Below are 15,794 nucleotides of genomic sequence, written 5' to 3'. Positions count from 1 at the left end.
GTCGAGCCTAGGCTCGTCGCGCACGCGAAACAACGCGCGGCCGGTCAGATACGGAGAAAATACTTGACGGCCTGGTTGAACGCGTCGGCGCGCTCCCACTGCAGGAAGTGGCCCGCGCCGGGGACGACGAACGGCCCTACGCACTCGGTGAACGCGACGCGCGCCTTGTCGACGAAGTCGCGCGGTACGACGTGGTCCTCGGGTCCGTACAGCACGAGCGTCGGGATCGGGTTCTTCTCGAACAGACGCACCTGCTCCGGCGCGCGGCGGTTGCCGGTCGCGTACTCGTAGTTGGCGAAGCTCGCGCGCAGCTTCGCGCCGTCGGCGAACGGCTCGGTCATGAAGTCGACGTCCTCGGGCGTGAACGTGCCGGGCGCCGCCCAGAAACGGTGGCCGTAGAAGTCCGCGATGTAGGCCCGTCGTCGGCGCGGGGTGTCGAGCTCGGCCGCGAGCCCGTCGGCGTCCGTTGCTTGACGCAGGAAGTAGTCGGACGCGGGCCGCGAGCGACGGTCGAGCTCGGCCGAGAGGCCCGCCGCCTGGTAGTCCGCGGTGAGGAACGGCAGCACGGTGTTGAACAGGCACTGCCGCACGACGAAGCCCGGAAAGCGCAGCCCCATGTCCTGCGCGACGACGCCGCCGAGATCGCCCGCCGCGGTCACGCAGCGCTCGTGGCCCAGCACGTCGTGCACCAGCGCGTAGACGTCGCGCACGTGCGCGACGACGTCGTAGCGGTCGTCGGGCGCGAGGTCCGAGTCGCCGAAGCCGCGCAGGTCGGGGACGATGACCTCGAAGCCCGCGTCGGCGAGCGGTGCGATGTTGCGCCACCAGATGCGCTTCGTCTCCGGGTAGCCGTGCAGCAGCACGAGCGGGATCCCGCCGACGCCCTCGCGCACGTAGGCGATGCGCAGGCCGCCGAGGTCGGCGTGGTGGATCGTGAAGCTCGCGTGGCTCACGCCGGCGCTCCGACGATCTTGAGCTCGACGGTGCGTCCGTCGGGATCGTCGACGTAGAACGAGCTGCCGAAGCCGCTGGCGCCGTAGCGCTGGGCGACGTCGCCGTGCGCGATGCCGGCGGCGTCGAGCGCGGCGGCGAGCTGCTCGGCGCTCTCGGCGCGCACGGCGAGGCAGAAGTGGTCGTAGAGCGACTCGCCGGGCCCGGCCTGCGCGCCGCCGAAGACGTCGGCGTCGACGATGTCGACCAGCGCCGAGCCGGCGCGGAGCTGGTAGAGGCCGATCTGCTCGACGGTGCGCTCGACGGGCAGCCCGAGCTTGTCGCGGTAGAACGCGAGCACCTCGGCGAGCTTCTTCGTCCGCAGGACGACGTGATCGAGGCCGACGACATCGATGGGCATCGGTGCATTGTCGGCGCGGGCGCGGGCTCGAGTCAAAGGCGCGCTGCCGCTGCCCCGACGCGGTGGGAACCGCCGACGTGACTTCGGTGCCGGTGGGCGCGGTGGGGCAGCTTCGCACCGGTGGGAACCGCCGACGTGACTTTGTGCCGGTGGGCGCGGCGCGCGCGGCCCGGGTCCGGAGCCGCGCCTCGCCGTGCGGGCTGCGGCGCTTCTCGCGAGCCTCGGTGGACGGCTCGGCTCGGAGAGCGGCTCCGGTCCCGGGCCGTGCGCGCCGCTTGCCGTGGTGGCACGGCGTCGGTGGTGACCGGACGGTTGCCCGCGCGTGCCGCGCTGCCGGTGGCCGCGCGTCGCGGGCACGTGGCCGGGGCGATTGACGAGCAACGTCACGGACGTCGTGCCTCGCGCGAACGCGCGTGCACGTGCTCGTCTAGATCGCCCCGTCCCCGCGCCCGCGGCGCGCTGACGTGCGTGCGACGCGGCGACGACGGAGCGGCTTCTGGGTCGCGCACACCGTGCGTGCGCGCGTACTCAGGTACGGGGAGCGGTCGCTGCGCACGAGCTTGGCGGTGATCGCGCTCAGCATCCCGGTCGCTCGATGGTGTGAGCTGCGCGATCGTGGCTGCGGCTTGGCCGTTCACCTCGCCGAGGATGATGACGCACTCGACGCCAGGGGCAGCGAGCGCTGGGCATCGGCGCGCATCCCCGGCGCGGGCTCGAGTCGAAGCCGTGCGTGACGAGGGCGTAGAGCCGCCACCGTTGCCGTCGTGCTGTCATCGCCGACAGCCGCTCTCCGCGATCGGAAAGCTCTCCGTCGTCCCAGCGTTGCACTCTCGTCAGCGCGTAGCGGGCGCGGGGGCGGGGCGATCTAGACGAGCACGTGCACGACACGCGCGCGAGGCACGGCGACGACGACGTGCTCGTCAATCGCCCCGGCCACGCGACCGCTGCGCGCGGCCCCCACATGCGGGGCGCGGGCGGGCAACCGTCCGCCCGGCACCAAAGCCGAGCCACCGCAGCGAGCGGAGCGCGAGGCCCGGGACCGGAGCCGCTCTCCCAGCCGAGCCGTCCTCGACGAACGCGAGAAGCACTGCAGCCCGCGACGGCGAGGCGCGGCGCCGGGCCCGGGCCGCGTGCTCCGCGCCCACCGGCACCGAAGTCACGTCGGCGGTCCCCACCGGTGCGAACCTGCACGCCCCGCGCCCACCGGCAGCACAGTCCCGTCGGCGGGTTCCACCGACGCGAACCTGCCCCCATCGCGCCACCGGCACCCACGCCGCGTCGGCGGTTCCCACCCCCGCGCGATCAACGCCGCGGGCGGTCGTTGCGCACGAGCTGCGCGGTGATCGAGCTCAGCATCTCGATCGCCTGGCGCCGCGGCAGCTGGGCGATGGCGGCGGCGGCTTGACGGTTCGTCTCGCCAGGGATGACGACGGGCTCGACGCCGAGCGCATCGAGCGCCTCGCGCACGACGTCCGCCGGGTCCATCGCGGGCATGAGCTCGGCCTCCCTCGGCTGCGACGAGAGCCAGCCGGGTGTGCGTGTCGAGCCAGGCTGCACGACCAGCACGTCGACGCCGTGCGGCCGCAGCTCGCTCCACAGCGCGTCGCCGAAGACGAGCGCGAACGCCTTGGTCGCCGCGTAGATCGCGAGCTGGCTCGAGCCGACGTTGCCCGACATCGACGACATCAGCACGACGCCGCCGCGCCCACGCGCGACCATCGCGGGTGCGAGCGCGTGCACGAGGTGCACCATGCCGCGGCAGTTGACGTCGATCGTCGCGTCGCTGAGCGCGAGGCTGCTGTCGAGGAACGGCGCGACGGTGCCGATCGCCGCGTTGTAGACCAGCAGCCCGATCTCGACGTCGGCGACACCGGCCTGCACCTCATCGGCGATGTCGGGACGCGCGAGGTCGAGCGTCAGCGTGCGCACGTCGACGCCGTGCGCGCCGCGGATCGCCTCCGCCGTCTTCTGCAGCGCGTCGCCGTCGCGATCGATCAGCACCAGGGCGAGGCCGCGCGCCGCGAGCTGACGCGCGTACTCGGCGCCGAGCCCGACCGCCGATCCGGCGACGAGCGCGTACGGTCCGTACCTCGCGGGAAAGGATGCGTCGGGCGTCATGCGGGAGGTCTTCCCACGACGCCGCGCCCGCGTCCACCCGCGCGCGTCAAGCGCGCAGCAGCCGCTCGGTATCGGCCCAGCCGAGGCAGGGATCGGTGATCGACACGCCGTAGCGCAGCGCCGCGCGCGGCTGCGGGAACGGCTGGTTGCCCTCTTCGAGGTTGCTCTCGAGCATGACGCCGATCAGCCCCGGCGTGCCCGCGCGCCGCTGCTCGACGACGCTGCGGTACACGTCCTCCTGCCGCGCCGGCACCTTGCGCGAGTTGGCGTGGCTGCAGTCGACGAGCAGCGCGCGCCTGAGCTTGCGCGCGTCGAGCTGCTCGAGCGCGCCCGCGATGCTCTCGGGATCGAAGTTCGAGCGCGCGCGACCGCCGCGCAGCACGAGGTGGCCGTACGGATTGCCCGACGTGCGCACGACGGCGGTGACGCCGTTCTCGTCGATGCCGAGGAAGCTGTGCGACGTGCCCGCGGCCTGCATCGCGTCGAGCGCGACCTCGAGGCTGCCGTCGGTGCCGTTCTTGAAGCCGACCGGCATCGACAGCCCGCTCGCCATCTCGCGGTGCGTCTGCGACTCGGTCGTGCGCGCGCCGATCGCGGCCCAGCTCACGAGGTCGGCGAGGTACTGCGGGACGATCGGGTCGAGAAACTCCGTCGCCGCGGGCAGCCCGAGCTCGGCGATGTCGCGCAGCAGACGGCGCGCGAGGCGCAGCCCGGCCTCGATGTCGTAGCTGCCGTCGAGGTGCGGGTCGTTGATCAGACCCTTCCAGCCGACCGTCGTGCGCGGCTTCTCGAAGTAGACGCGCATCACGATCTCGGTGCGGTCGGCGACGTCGGCGCGCACGCTCGCGAGCCGGCGCGCGTAGTCGAGCGCCGCGTCGGGATCGTGGATCGAGCACGGGCCGACGATCGCGAGCATGCGCGGGTCGCGGCCGTCGAGGATCGCCTCCACGGCGGCGCGTCCGGCGGCGACGGTGCGCATCGCGTCCTCGCTCGCCGGCAGCTCTTCCTTGAGCGCGCGCGGCGCGATCAGCGGCTCGGTCGAGCGGACGTGCAGATCGGTGAGCGGCGTCGGCACGCGGACCTCAGGTCGCGGAGCGGACGGCGTCGAGCGCGCTCGCGTTGTCGAGCGCCGAGACGTCGCCGAGCGCGGGCTGCGCTCCCGCCGCGCCGGACTCGCCGTGCGCCGTCAAGTATACGGCGCGGATCAGCCGCCGCATGATCTTCGCGTTGCGCGTCTTCGGCAGCTCGGCCGCGAACTTGATCGCCTCGGGCGCCATTGCCTTGCCGAGCCCGTCGACGACGCGCTGACGCAGCTCGGCGCGCAGCTTCTCGTCCGGCGTCACGCCCTTCTGGAGGACGACGAAGCAGACCAGCGCGCCGCCCTTCACCTCGTGCGGCACCTCGATCGCCGCCGCCTCGACGACGTCGGGGTGTGCGACCAGCAGCGACTCGACCTCCGCCGGACCGAGGCGCTTGCCGGCGATCTTGATGGTGTCGTCCGAGCGTCCCTCGATGAACCACTGGCCGTGCTCGTCGATCCGCGCCCAGTCGCCGTGCACCCAGACGCCGGGGATGCGCGTCCAGTAGGTGTCCTCGTAGCGCTGCGGGTCGCGCCAGAAGCCCTGCGTCATGCCGGGCCACGGCCCCTTCACGACCAGCTCGCCGACCGCGCCGCGCACGGGCTTGCCGTGCTCGTCGACGACGTCGGCGTCGACGCCGAGGATCGGCGCCGAGAAGCCGCATGGCTCGATCGGGTGCAGCACCGTGCAGCCGAGGATGCCGCCGCCGATTTCGGTTCCGCCGCTGTAGTTGACGATCGGGCAGCGGCCGCGTCCGATCTCGCGCGCGTACCAGGCGTAGGGCTCGGGGTTCCAGGCTTCGCCGGTCGAGCCGAGCACGCGCAGCGACGTCAGGTCGTGCTTCGCGGGCCACTCGGAGCCGTGCTCCTTGAGCGCGCGGATCACGGTCGGCGCGAGCCCGAGGTGCGTCACGCGATGACGCGCGGCCATCTCCCACAGCCGATCGGGCTGCGGATGGTCGGGCACGCCCTCGAACAGCACCATGCTCGCGCCGAGCGTCAGCGTGCCCAGCATCTCCCACGGCCCCATCACCCAGCCGATGTCGGTGACCCAGAGCATGCGGTCGCCGGCCTCGACGTCGAAGCAGTAGGCCATGTCGGTCGCGATCTTGAGCGGGAAGCCGCCGTGCGTCGCGACCACGCCCTTCGGACGTCCCGTGGTGCCCGAGGTGTACATGATGAGCGCCGGGTCCTCGGACGACGTCGCCACGATCTCGACGTCCGCATCGCTCGCGTCGTCCGCGGATGGCCACCAGCGGTCGCGTCCCTCGCGCCACGGCGTGTCGCCGCTGCGGTCGCCGCCCGCGCGCGGCACGACGAGCACGCCCTGCACCGAGCCGCCGCCGAGCTCGATCGCGCGATCGGCGGTCTCCTTCATCGCGACGCGCGCGCCGCGGCGGAAGAACGCGTCGGCGGTGACGAGCACCTTCGCTTCCGCGTCGGCGAGGCGCGTCGCGACCGCTTCGGCGCCGTAGCCGGAGAAGCAGGGCACCGCGACCGCGCCGAGGCGCAGCGTCGCGAGCAGCGCCGCGACGGTCTCGGGCAGCATCGGCAGGAAGAGCGCGACGCGGTCGCCGTGTCCGACGCCGAGCTCGCGCAGCGCGCGCGCCGCGCGCTCGACCTCGCGCGCGAGCTCGCCGAGGGTCATCTGCCGCTGCGCGCCGTCGTCACCTTCCCAAAGCACCGCGACCGCGTCGCGGCGCGCCGGCAGCCAGCGGTCGACGCACAGCTGCGCCGCGTTGATCCGGCCGTCCGGGAACCAGCGCGGCCACGCCGGTCCCTTGCTCGCGTCGAGGACGCGCGAGAACGGCGTGAGCCACTCGAAGCCGAGATCGCGCAGCACCGTGCGCCAGAAGCGCTCGGGATCGGCGATCGACAGGCGGTGCAGCGCCGCGTAGCCGTCGGGCGTCGGCGGCAGGTCGTGCGCGCGCAGCAGGCGTCCGATGCGGCTCGTCGCCGCGCGCGCCGGGTCGGGCTGGTAGCTCCACTCGGGCACGTCCGCTCCATAGCACCACCCGCGACCGGCTCGCACTTGACCACGGATCGCCTCGCACTTGCGGCGCCGTCGGGGCATCGGGCAGATTCGCTGCATGAAAATCGGACTCTTCCTGCCCGTGGTCGGCGGGCGCGACGCCGGTCACCTGCGCGAGTACCTGACCGCCGCGGCGCGGGCGGCGGACGAGGCGGGCTTCCACTCGATGTGGTTCCCCGAGCACGTCGTGCTGTTCGACGACTTCGAGTCGAAGTACCCCTACTCGCCGGACGGCAAGCTGCCGATCCCGGGCGGCATCGGCATGCTCGAGCCGTTCACCGCGATCTCGTTCGCGGCCGCGGTGACCTCGCGCATTCGGCTCGGCACCGGCGTCTGCCTGGTGCCGCAGCGCTCGCCGATCTACACCGCGAAGCAGGTCGCGGACTGCGACGTGCTGTCCGGCGGACGCATCGACTTCGGCGTCGGCATCGGCTGGCTGCGGGAAGAGTTCCAGGCGCTGGGCGCCGACTTCGAGGATCGCGCGACGCGCTGCCGCGAGTATCTCGCAGCGATGAAGTCGCTGTGGATGGACGACGTCTCCGAGCACCAGGGTCATCTGCTGCGCATCCCGCCGGTGCGCATGTTCCCGAAGCCGCTGCAGACGCCGCACCCGCCGATCGTGTTCGGCGGCCACAGCGATCGCGCGCTGCGCCGGGTCGCCGACCTGGGCGACGGCTGGTTCGCCTTCGACCTGCTGCCCGAGGAGGCGAAGCCGCGCATCGAGGAGCTGAGCGCGATCTTGACGCGTCGCGGGCGGCGTCCGGACTCGGTCGAGATCAGCGTGTCGCCCTACATGAAGGGCGCGCGCGACGTGGAGAGCCTGCGCGCGTACGCCGAGGTCGGCGTCGACCAGGTGATCCACATGGTGTTCTCGATGACCCCTGCCGAGGCCGTGGAGGAGATCCGCCAGCTCGGACGCGATCTGCTGCCCGCCGCGGCGGACATCCAGCCGCGGCGGCGCACGCACCACTGAGCGGTCACGCGCGCGGCTGAGCGTCTGCGCGCTCCGAGCCCCACGCAGCGCACGCGCGCGTCGGGACGCGCGTCAGGAAGCGGTCGCGCCTGCTCGCGAGCGCGCGACCGCTTCAGCGCGACGGGTCGAGCACGACCTTGATGATCTCGCTCTGCGTCTCGAAGCGCTCGAACACCGCCGGCGCCTCGGACATCGGCGTCAGCTTCTCGACGAACGGCGTCACGTCGATCCGCTGCGTCGCGATCAGGTCGAGCGCCGCGTCGAACTCCTGCGGCGTGTAGGCGATCGACGGCAGCAGCGAGATGCCGCGCGTGAGCCAGCGTCCGGGCTTGATCTCCGCCGGCGCGTGGTACGACGCGACCATCACGACCGTCCCGCCGACGCGCGCGAGACGCGCCGCGCGCTCGATCGACTCCGGCTTGCCGCTCGCCTCGATCACGACGTCGGGCCCGCCGTTGGTCAGATCGCGGATGCGCTCGTCCGCCTGATCGTCCGAGGTGAACGCGCCGAGGCCGAGCTCGTGCGCGCAGGCGACGCGCGACGGTCGGTCGTCCATGCCGAAGGTGAGCCCGCCGTAGGAGCGCGCGATCATGCCGGCGAACAGCCCGAGCGGACCGAGGCCGATGATGCCCATGCGCGTTCCCGGGCGGACGTCGCCGAGGTTGACCGCGTGCAGCGCGACCGCGAGCGGCTCGACCAGCGCGCCACGCCGTCCGTCGACGCTGCTCGGCAGGCGACGCAGCGAGGTCACCGGCACTGCGGCGAGCTGCGCGAGCCCGCCGGGGTCGCCGCCGCAGCCGACGGTCTTCGACAGGCCCTTGCGACAGAGATTTTGCTTGCCGGTCTGGCAGAGCTCGCAGCGCCCGCAGAACGGCACCGGCAGAACGCAGGCGCGATCGCCCGGCTCCCAGTCCGCGACGTCGCGTCCGACCTCGACCACCGTGCCGGCGAACTCGTGACCGAGCACGGCGCCGTCGGGCAGCAGACGGTTTCTGTAGATGCTGTGATCGGTGCCGCAGATGCCGCACGCCGCGACCTCGAGCACGACGTAGCCGGGCGCGGGCGTGGGATCGGGCACCTCCTCGATCGAGAGACGGCTTTCACGAAGAACGACGGCTCGCATGCAACGTCCGATTCGGTCATACTTCCGCGCACGCAGCAACGCCTCCCAGCCGTCCCGCGAACCGCACGATGACCACTCCGTTCTACCATGCCACGGCGAGCGACCGGCCGTGGAAGCGCTACCCGTACGTCATCCCGGGCGCCGACGAGACCTGGTTCACCTTTCCCGCCGCCGAGGGCGACCAGGGCACGGCGGTCAACACCTGGTTCATCGAGACGGAGCTACGCGGCCTGCGCAGCGGACGACGCCTCGCGCTGCTCGCGATCTTCGCGGCGTCGCGCGTGCCGGTCGCCTTCACCACGGTGCGCGCCGACTTCTACGTCTTCTCGCTGTTCAACCTCGACGACGGCAGCTACGGCACCACGACCGAGTTCGACTTCCCGCGCCCGCTGCGCTTTCGGCGCACGCACCGCATGCGGATGGCGCGCGGTGTTCTCGATCTCAGCTTCGACACGCGTGAAGGTCGCGCGCGCTGGACGACGCGTCGCGACGCCGCGGGAGCGCCGGTGCCGTTCAGCTACGCGCTCGACCTGCGCGGCCGCGACCAGCAGGGCCAGCGCATGAGCGCCGTGCTCGACGTCGAGGTCGCGAAGCCGCCCGCGCCGGTCGGCGGCGACGAGCTGCGCGGCGTCAAGACGTGCTGCATGCAGCTCGGCACGTTCTCGTACTTCCAGACCGGCCTCGCGGTGCGCGGCCGCGTGCGCTGGGGCGACTTCGAGGACGAGGTGCAGGGCGACGTCGGCTGGATCGACCGGCAGTTCGCGCGCGAGCACTTCGGCCGCTACACCGATCGGCTCAACAGCCGCCACCGTCACGAGTGGCGCGTGCTGCACCTCGACAACGGCTGGGACCTGAGCGTCTGGCAGCAGTTCGACGCCGAGCGCGGCGACCGTCTGGTACCGTACAGCGGCGTCACCGCGCAGGGTCCGGACGGCGAGGTGCGCGCGACCACCGACTTTCGCATCGAGCGCCTGTCGTTCGTGCGCGACCCGCGCCTCGTGCTGCCGCGCAAGCCGCTCGCGCCCGGCACGGCGTTCCTCACCGATCGCTTCCACCTCACCGTGCGCGAGTGGGATCTGTCGGTCACCGCGGAGCCCTACGTCGCGACCCCCGCGCACGGGATGCCGATCGAGTACTGGAACGGACCGGTGCGGTTGATCGGCCAGATGGGCGGTCGGCCGGTGTCGGGCTTCGGCTTCCACGAGCGCACCAAGCTGTGGTTCCGTCCGCACGAGCTCGTCCACGTGCTGCGCGAGACGCTGCACCACGTGCCCGCCACCGGACACGCCGGCGTGAGCCCGCGCGCGCTCGCGAACCGCGTCTGGCAGTGCGACGTGCTGCTCGCGCGCAAAGATCTCGAGGGGACGCGCGCCTACCTCGAGCGCGAGGTCGCGCCGGCGCTCGGGCTGCTCGGCGCGCCGGCGCGCGACACCGCCTTCGAGGTGTACGAGGCGCTGCTCGAGTCGCTGCGGCGCTAGCGTCGGGCCGCGCACGCGAGTGACGCGGATCCCGAGCGCGAACGACGCGGATCCCGAGCGCGGCGGCGCGCCCTCAGAGGTCGGCGGCGACCGTCTCGCCCGCGGCCGCGAGCTCGTCGAGCGTCGTCGCGAGCAGCGCGCCGTCGCCCGCGAGGTAGGCCGCGAGGAAGCCCTCGATCGCGCGCGCGGCGAGCAGCAGGTTCGGCGACGGCGCGCCGACGCTCTCGATCAGGTCGACGTGGTTCGCCGCGTGCAGCTCGACGTACACGCGCGCCGGCTCGATCGCGTCGTAGAACTCGCGCACCCGCGGCGGCGGCACGACCGGATCCTGCCCGCCCGCGATGCACAGCGTCGGCGGACCCGAGCGCGAGATCTCCTCGCCGCCGAAGAGTCCGCTGACCGCGAAGCCCAGCCCCGCGACCCCGACCGCGGCGTCGACGCGTGGGTCGGTGCAGCATGGAAGGCGGGTCTGGGCGGCGACCGTCGCGCCGCCGAGCGAGTGTCCGACGACGCCGATGCGCTCGCCGTCGATGCGTCCCGCGAGCGCATCGGACGGATCGTCCGACGCCGCGAGCAGGCGGTCGATGACGAACGACAGATCGGCCGGCTGCGAGACCACGTCGCCGAGCGCCGTCAGGTGGCCGCCCGGTGCGTCCTCGTTGGTCAGCGGGAAGCTCGGCGCCGCCACCACGTAGCCGCGTCCCGCGAGGTAGCGCGCGATCGCGTCGAAGCGCAGCGTGCTGCCGCCGAAGCCGTGGGCGAGGACGACCAGCGCGCAGCCGTCACGACCGCACGGCCGCATCCGCGGCTGCTCCGGGGCGTACCAGAGCCGGGTCGCGATCGTGCGCTCCGGCGCGCCGGGGAAGCTGCCGTTCGGTGCCGTCGGCCGCGAGGCGTCGACGAAGACGCGCTCCTCGGACGCGATGGCCTCGGGCGGAAGTGGCGGCGCGCTGCGCGCGTCGTCGCCGTCGCTGCAGCTCGCGGCGAGGCCGGCGAGCAGCGCGAGCGCGACGGCGGCAAGCGCGCGGCGCGAAAGCGTCACCGCTTCTTCTTGGCTGCGGCCGCCGCCTTGATCGCTTCCTGCTTGCGCGCCTTGAGCGCACGCTCACGGCGCCGACGACGCCTATTGATTTCCTTCCGACGTTCCGAAGACATGGCGAGGGTTAGGTAGAGCACGCGCCGGTCGCGGGCAACACCCGAAGACCTTCCGCGCTCCCCGCGTGCGGCGGTGCCGCGTTACGGCACTCGACGTGGACGCAGAGCGGTCGGGGAACCCGACCCCGGTCAAAAGTCTGACCGGCTGCCGCCAGGATTCTGCCAGGGCGAGCGCCATAGACCGTCAGGGCCGCCGCGCTATCTCCGCGTTCTAGCGCGGTTTTTTTCGTGTGCCGTAGAGCGTCCTCCCAGTGGAACGCTTCTCGCGTAACGCCGACGCCCACCGGCTTTGGGGAGGAAGCCTATGAGCGCAACGGGGACTGCGAGACAGCGGGTGATGACGGGTGCGACGGCGCGCGCGGTGGCGGCGGGTGCCGGCCGGACCCGGACGAAGACGGAGCAGGCGGACGCCGAGCTACGCCCCACGGTGACGAACGACGGCGGCGCGGAGGCCTCGCCCGCCAAGCGGCGCGGGCCGCAGCCGATGGCGCGCGAGGCGATCGTGCAGCGCCAGGGCGCGTCGAGCCGGCCGCCGGCTCTGCGGCCGATCTCCGAGGCCGAGGTGCGGACCTACCTGCCGCTCGTGCGCCAGGTCGTGCAGCGCATGCTGCCGCGCAAGCCCGCCGAGGTCGCCGCGGAGGATCTGATCAGCTGGGGTGTGGTCGGCCTGCTCGACGCGATGCGCAAGTACGACTGCAAGCGCGAGGCGGCGTTCCCGACCTACGCGCAGTACCGCATCCGCGGCTCGATCCTCGACTACCTGCGGCGCTGCGACTGGCTGCCGCGCAGCGCGCGCCAGAAGTCGCACGACGTCGAGGACGCGACGCTGCGCCTCGAGCGCCGTCTCGGCCGCACGCCGGGCATGGAGGAGGTCGCGGCCGAGCTCCAGATGACGCTCGACCAGTACGCGCGGACGGTGGCGACGGTCGGCGCGCCGATGGTGGCCGCGGGCGACCTCGGCTTCGGCCGCGGCGAGGACGGCTTCTCCGCGGACGAGATCATTCCGGACGGCGGCGATCAGGGGCCGATGCGCAAGGTGCTGCGCAAGGAGCGCGTCGAGATCCTGGCGCGGGCGATCGAGAGGCTCCCCGACAAGGAGCGCATCGTCGTGTCGTTCTACTACTTCGAGGGCCTGACCATGCGGGAGATGGCGGAGGCCCTGCACCTCACCGAGGGGCGCATCTCGCAGCTGCACAGCCAAGCGATGGCCCGGCTGCGCCAGATGCTCTCCGCCGACGAGCAAGACCTGACGCTCGACTGAGCGACCAAACCACGCGGATCGGGGCGCAGCACGCCCCGACCGCCCTGGAGCGCGGACCCTCTCCGCGCCGTCGGGGGAGGTCCGTCGGGCTGCTAAAGATTTGGGCGCGGTTCGACGACGAACCCCGCGATGTCCGAGGCACGTCGCGCGAAGGGGTCGGGCGCGCTCGCGCTGCGCTCGTTTCCGTCGAGGAATGACGACGAGCGACGTCGCGAGCGCATCGCGCGTCTCGCCGCCGCCGTGGAGGCCGGCACCTACCGACCCGACGCGGCGGCGATCGCGGACGCGATGCTGCGCTACCTCGAGCGCAGCGACCAGCCGCCGCCCTGCTGAGCGGCGCGCGCTCCTTGCACCCCCTCTGCCGCGACGGTAGCCCGGGAGCATGAGCTCGCGTCCCGAGCGCTTCGTCGCAGCCTGCGTGCAGATGCGCAGCGGGGACGACAAGGCGCGCAACCTCGACGCGGCCGAGGCGGCGATCGAGGCGGCGGCGCGCGCCGGTGCGACGCTGGTCGTCCTGCCGGAGACGTTCTCCTGGCGCGGCCCGGCCGAGCGCGACCGCGAGGAAGCCGAAGGTCTCGACGGTCCGACGCTCACGCGCATGGGCGAGCTCGCGCGTCGCCTGCGCTTGACGCTGGTCGCGGGCTCGATCCTCGAGCGCGGCGCGGACGGCGCGCTGCCGTTCAACACGAGCGTCGTGCTCGGACCCGACGGCAGCCGGCTCGCGGTCTACCGCAAGATGCACCTGTTCGACGTCTCGATCCCGGGGCGGGTCGAGGTGCGCGAGTCCGCGCGGCGCGGACACGGCGCGGAGGTCGTGTGCGCCGACACGCCGGTCGGCCGCCTCGGCCTCTCGGTGTGCTACGACCTGCGCTTCCCGGAGCTCTACCGTCGGCTCGCGCGCGCCGGCGCCGAGCTGCTCTGCGTGCCGTCCGCGTTCACCTTCCCGACCGGCGCCGCGCACTGGGAGGTGCTGGTGCGCGCCCGCGCGATCGAGAACCAGTGCTGGGTGCTCGCCGCGAACCAGCACGGCCCGACCGGGCAGGGCCACGCCGACTACGGGCACAGCATGATCGTCGATCCGTGGGGCACCGTGGTGGCGTGCGCGTCGGACGGCGAGCGCGTGATCACCGCCGAGATCGACCTCGGCTACCTCGCGCGCGTGCGACGCGAGATGCCGTGCCTCGAGCACGCGCGGCTCGACGCTTGACCGTTCACCGCCCGTGTCGCGCAAGCACCATCCGGAGACCAAGCCTCTCGCGGAAGCGCGCCGCCTGCTGCTCGCCGCGGCGATCCCGCTGAGCTCGTCCGAGACGATCCGCGCCGAGCGCGCGCTCGGACGCGTCACCGCGGAGCCGGTGTACGCGCGCGCTTCGGTGCCGCACTACCACGGCGCCGCGATGGACGGCATCGCGCTGCGCGCCGCCGACGTCGCGGGCGCGAGCGAGGAGACCCCGGTCGACCTCGAGCTCGGCACGCCCGATACGGTCGCGCGTCCCTTCGCCTGGGTCGACACCGGCAACGCGCTGCCTGCGTGGGCCGACGCGGTGGTGATGATCGAGCGCGTCTACGCGGGTCGCACCGTCGATGCTGTGCTTGACGCGAATGACCCCAGCGGTCCGCGGCCGGCGTCCGGCCGCGACGCGCGCGTCGTGCACGTCCGCGCCGCGGCGCCGCGCTGGCAGCACGTGCGGCTCGTCGGCGAGGACGTGGTCGCGAGCGAGCCGCTGCTGCCGCGCGGGCGGCGCATCCGTCCGTGGGACGTCGGCGCGCTGCTCGCGGCGGGCGTCGACGAGGTCGCGGTGCGGCCGCGTCCGGTGGTCGCGATCCTGCCGACCGGCGACGAGCTGATCGAGCCCGGCGAGCCGCGCGCGCCCGGACGCATCGTCGAGTTCAACTCGCGCATGCTCGCGGCCTTCGTCGAGGAGTGGGGAGGCACGGCCCTGCGCCTCGCGCCGGCGCGCGACGACCTCGCCGCGATCCGCGCGCAGATCGAGCCCGCGCTGCACGAGTCGGACGTCGTGTGCGTGATCGCCGGCTCGTCCGCGGGGCAGCGCGACTTCACCGCGCTCGCGCTCGGCGAGATCGGCGAGGTGCTGGTGCGCGGCGTCGCGGTCATGCCCGGCAAGCCGGCGATCGTCGCCGCGGTCGCGCGCGAGCGCGGCGCGCGCGCGAGCGTCGCGCTCGGCATCCCCGGCTATCCGGTGTCGGCGGCGGTCGTGTGTCGCGAGCTGCTCGAGCCGCTGGTCGCGCACCTGCTCGGCGCGGTGCCCGAGGAGCGCGTCCGCGTGCGCGCCGTCGTGCCGCGCGCGCTCACCTCGCGCGTCGGGCACGAGGAGCTGCTGCGCGTCGCGCTCGGCGAGGTCGGCGGACGCCTGGTCGCAACCCCGCTCGCCCGTGGTGCGAGCGCGATCGTCGGCATGGCGCGCGCGGATGGCCTGCTGCGCATCCCGTCCGCTGCAGAAGTGGTCGCGGCCGGCGACGAGCTCGAGGTCGAGCTGCTGCGGCCGCTCGCCGAGGTGCGCGAGACGGTCCTCGTCGCGGGCGCGTTCGATCCGCTGCTGGGCGCGCTCGAGGACGCGCTGCGCGCCGAGCGTCCGCAGGCGAAGCTCGCGCGCGCCGCGCTCGGCGACGACGCGTGGAGCGCGCTCGCGCGCGGCGAGGCGCACGTCGCGGCGGTCGACGAGCCATGCTTGGCGGCGGACGACGCCGCGGGCAATGAACCGCGCCCCGCAGCGGGCGACGCCGCGGGCGCGCCGCCCGGGGCGTCCGTGCGCGCCGGTGCCGACGCGGTCGTCGTCCACCTCGCGAGCCGCGCGCACGGCCTCGTCGTCGCGCTGGGGAATCCTCTGAGCTTGACGTCGCGCGCCGACCTCGAGCGCGCCGACGTGCGGAGCGCGCCGTCGGGTCTCGCGCCGCTCGCCGCCGCGGCGGCGGTGCAGAGCGGGCTCGCCGACGCGGCGCTCGGCGTCGAGTCGGCGGCGGTGGCGCTCGGACTCGGCTTCGTGCCGCTCGAGCGCCGCGACTACGACCTGGTCCTGCGCGCCGACTTCGCGGCGAGCGATCTCGGGCGGGCGCTGCTCGCGGCGCTCCGCAGCGCCGCGTTTCGCGAGGCGGCGGCGCGGGTCGCGGGCTGCGACGCGTCGCGCGCGGGCGAGGAGAAGCGGCTCACCCGGCGCGACACCGGCGCGTCGCGCGCGAGCTAATGCGCTTCACGGCGCCGCGCGA

General features: G+C 73.5%; 13 protein-coding genes. 6 read left to right on the top strand and 7 right to left on the bottom strand.

Going from position 1 to position 15,794, the window contains the following annotated elements; translation table 11 throughout:
- Positions 1 to 44 precede the first annotated feature (44 nt).
- From VIS07_13430 to VIS07_13410, 5 genes are all read right to left on the bottom strand, one after another.
- Positions 45 to 953, bottom strand: a complete 909-nt coding sequence (locus VIS07_13430; GenBank protein HEY8516507.1) for an alpha/beta hydrolase — start codon at positions 951 to 953, stop codon at positions 45 to 47.
- A complete protein-coding gene (locus VIS07_13425) occupies positions 950 to 1,351 on the bottom strand; it encodes a VOC family protein (GenBank protein HEY8516506.1) in 402 nt (133 codons plus the stop codon). Before VIS07_13425 ends, VIS07_13430 begins: the two co-directional genes overlap by 4 nt.
- Positions 1,352 to 2,653: 1,302 nt before the next feature.
- The gene (locus VIS07_13420) at positions 2,654 to 3,469 is read right to left on the bottom strand and encodes an SDR family NAD(P)-dependent oxidoreductase (GenBank protein ID HEY8516505.1); all 816 of its coding nucleotides are present in this window, start codon (positions 3,467 to 3,469) and stop codon (positions 2,654 to 2,656) included.
- Between the two features lie 46 nt (positions 3,470 to 3,515).
- Positions 3,516 to 4,544 carry a 3-deoxy-7-phosphoheptulonate synthase gene (locus VIS07_13415; protein HEY8516504.1) on the bottom strand — a complete coding sequence of 343 codons (1,029 nt, stop codon included), beginning with the start codon at positions 4,542 to 4,544 and terminating at the stop codon, positions 3,516 to 3,518.
- Between the two features lie 7 nt (positions 4,545 to 4,551).
- The gene (locus tag VIS07_13410; GenBank protein ID HEY8516503.1) at positions 4,552 to 6,543 is read right to left on the bottom strand and encodes an AMP-binding protein; all 1,992 of its coding nucleotides are present in this window, start codon (positions 6,541 to 6,543) and stop codon (positions 4,552 to 4,554) included.
- Between the two features lie 94 nt (positions 6,544 to 6,637).
- Here VIS07_13410 and VIS07_13405 point away from each other — a divergent pair, with 94 nt between their 5' ends.
- Positions 6,638 to 7,552, top strand: a complete 915-nt coding sequence (locus VIS07_13405; GenBank protein HEY8516502.1) for an LLM class F420-dependent oxidoreductase — start codon at positions 6,638 to 6,640, stop codon at positions 7,550 to 7,552.
- Positions 7,553 to 7,664: 112 nt separating this feature from the next.
- Here VIS07_13405 and VIS07_13400 read toward each other — a convergent pair whose 3' ends face one another.
- The gene (locus VIS07_13400) at positions 7,665 to 8,675 is read right to left on the bottom strand and encodes an alcohol dehydrogenase catalytic domain-containing protein (protein ID HEY8516501.1); all 1,011 of its coding nucleotides are present in this window, start codon (positions 8,673 to 8,675) and stop codon (positions 7,665 to 7,667) included.
- Positions 8,676 to 8,743: 68 nt separating this feature from the next.
- Here VIS07_13400 and VIS07_13395 point away from each other — a divergent pair, with 68 nt between their 5' ends.
- Positions 8,744 to 10,153 carry a secreted hydrolase gene (locus tag VIS07_13395; GenBank protein ID HEY8516500.1) on the top strand — a complete coding sequence of 470 codons (1,410 nt, stop codon included), beginning with the start codon at positions 8,744 to 8,746 and terminating at the stop codon, positions 10,151 to 10,153.
- A 73-nt stretch (positions 10,154 to 10,226) separates the two neighbouring features.
- Here VIS07_13395 and VIS07_13390 read toward each other — a convergent pair whose 3' ends face one another.
- Positions 10,227 to 11,195 (bottom strand): alpha/beta fold hydrolase, encoded by a 969-nt coding sequence (locus VIS07_13390; protein HEY8516499.1) that lies wholly within the window; start codon positions 11,193 to 11,195, stop codon positions 10,227 to 10,229.
- A 540-nt stretch (positions 11,196 to 11,735) separates the two neighbouring features.
- Between VIS07_13390 and VIS07_13385 the strand changes: the two genes are divergently transcribed.
- The 4 genes from VIS07_13385 (at position 11,736) to VIS07_13370 (ending at position 15,772) form a co-directional block, all read left to right on the top strand.
- Positions 11,736 to 12,569, top strand: coding sequence for a FliA/WhiG family RNA polymerase sigma factor (locus VIS07_13385; protein HEY8516498.1), 834 nt, complete (start codon positions 11,736 to 11,738; stop codon positions 12,567 to 12,569).
- Between the two features lie 129 nt (positions 12,570 to 12,698).
- Positions 12,699 to 12,902, top strand: coding sequence for a flagellar biosynthesis anti-sigma factor FlgM (locus VIS07_13380; protein HEY8516497.1), 204 nt, complete (start codon positions 12,699 to 12,701; stop codon positions 12,900 to 12,902).
- A 49-nt stretch (positions 12,903 to 12,951) separates the two neighbouring features.
- Positions 12,952 to 13,776, top strand: a complete 825-nt coding sequence (locus VIS07_13375) for a carbon-nitrogen hydrolase family protein (protein ID HEY8516496.1) — start codon at positions 12,952 to 12,954, stop codon at positions 13,774 to 13,776.
- A 13-nt stretch (positions 13,777 to 13,789) separates the two neighbouring features.
- Positions 13,790 to 15,772: a molybdopterin-binding protein gene (locus VIS07_13370; protein HEY8516495.1), complete on the top strand. Its 1,983-nt coding sequence runs from the start codon at positions 13,790 to 13,792 to the stop codon at positions 15,770 to 15,772.
- Positions 15,773 to 15,794 lie beyond the last annotated feature (22 nt).

It is taken from the genome of Candidatus Binatia bacterium (assembly GCA_036563615.1).
GTDB lineage: Bacteria > Desulfobacterota > Binatia > UBA12015 > UBA12015 > DATCMB01.
The sequence above is the reverse complement of the archived record's forward strand: the minus strand, read 5'-3'. Positions and strand labels throughout refer to the sequence as shown.

Excerpts from the sequence above, each read along its gene's own strand:
- VIS07_13425 (HEY8516506.1), bottom strand. The coding sequence starts at position 1,351 with ATGCCCATCGATGTCGTCGGCCTCGATCACGTCGTCCTGCGGACGAAG.
- VIS07_13420 (HEY8516505.1), bottom strand. The coding sequence starts at position 3,469 with ATGACGCCCGACGCATCCTTTCCCGCGAGGTACGGACCGTACGCGCTC.
- VIS07_13405 (HEY8516502.1), top strand. The coding sequence starts at position 6,638 with ATGAAAATCGGACTCTTCCTGCCCGTGGTCGGCGGGCGCGACGCCGGT.
- VIS07_13400 (HEY8516501.1), bottom strand. The coding sequence starts at position 8,675 with ATGCGAGCCGTCGTTCTTCGTGAAAGCCGTCTCTCGATCGAGGAGGTG.
- VIS07_13395 (HEY8516500.1), top strand. The coding sequence starts at position 8,744 with ATGACCACTCCGTTCTACCATGCCACGGCGAGCGACCGGCCGTGGAAG.
- VIS07_13380 (HEY8516497.1), top strand. The coding sequence starts at position 12,699 with ATGTCCGAGGCACGTCGCGCGAAGGGGTCGGGCGCGCTCGCGCTGCGC.
- VIS07_13375 (HEY8516496.1), top strand. The coding sequence starts at position 12,952 with ATGAGCTCGCGTCCCGAGCGCTTCGTCGCAGCCTGCGTGCAGATGCGC.